Source organism: Hymenobacter elongatus (assembly GCF_004745955.1).
Lineage (GTDB): Bacteria > Bacteroidota > Bacteroidia > Cytophagales > Hymenobacteraceae > Hymenobacter > Hymenobacter elongatus.
The window spans coordinates 1-997 of sequence record NZ_SRLD01000111.1 but is presented as its reverse complement, the minus strand read 5'-3'; the positions used below and the strand labels follow the sequence as shown (position 1 = coordinate 997).

1 protein-coding gene is annotated in these 997 nt (G+C 67.0%); it reads right to left on the bottom strand.

Translation table 11 applies throughout. The annotated features are described in order from the left end of the window. Window positions 1–15 precede the first annotated feature (15 nt). On the bottom strand, window positions 16–997 hold a 982-nt coding region (locus E5J99_RS21560), incomplete at its 5' end, for a hypothetical protein (protein ID WP_167852287.1).

Below are 997 nucleotides of genomic sequence, written 5' to 3'. Positions count from 1 at the left end.
GGGTGTAATTCAAAACTACGCGGTTGATTTTTTAAACAGGTCGGTAAGCAAGTGCATTTGTGGACTTTTCAGGGCCGAGCGTAAGCGTACGAGGCGGTCGAGCCCGCCATTGGACCAGCGCTGGCCGCTTCGTTTGAGGCGGACCTGTAGCAGGGTGCGGTGGGCGGCCTCGACCGGTCCGCTGCCGCAGAGCAGTCCGCGTTGGCGGAACAGGTCGTAACGCAGGCGGGTGCGATTGGTGCGCAGGTAGTGGCCGAGTTGCGCGGCCAGCGGGGCCGGCAGCCCGGGCAAAGCCGCCACCGCCTGTTCCACGGCCGGGCTTTGTCCGGCCCAGAGCCGGGCATATTGCGCCGGCAGCCAGGTAGGGGGCGCATCGGCGGCCTGGGCGGCGGCGGCGAGCTTTTCGGCCACGTGATAGAAGTCCAAAATGTGCGTGGCGTGAGGATAAGCGTCTTTTAGCCAGTGGTGAATCCACTGCGCCCCGTCGGTGACGAAAACCTGGTCGGCTTGTGCGTCGGGCGGTAGTACGCGCTCAAAGCGTTGGGTAAAGGCGGCGTAGGCACCCCGCTGGGCCACGTACTGGGACGGCCCGGTCTGCTCGGCCGGGGCAGTATGCTGGAAGATGCGGCCGACCTTCACTTCCTGCCAGCCCGTGTCGGTGAAGAGCATCGAGCCATCGACCATGCCGTAGACCGGCCCCGGGCCGGCGCTTACCGGCGGACAGGGCGCATCGAGGGCGGCGGCGGGCAGGGCCTGGGCCGCCGCCTGGGTGCGGCGGTAGACCTGGGTCGTGCTCACGCGGATACCCAGCAGGGATTCGACCAGCGGCGGCACGTGGGCAAAGACGTGGTCGGCCGCCAGCAGGACCAGCTTGGCCTGCAGGTAGGGGCTGGTCCGCGAGCCCAGCACCGGGGCGCTGAACGGATTGGCTTTAGCGATGGCTACGCGCCCGAACCGGGTCTGGACGCTGTTTTTTTTTGCTTGTTGGCGGGCACCG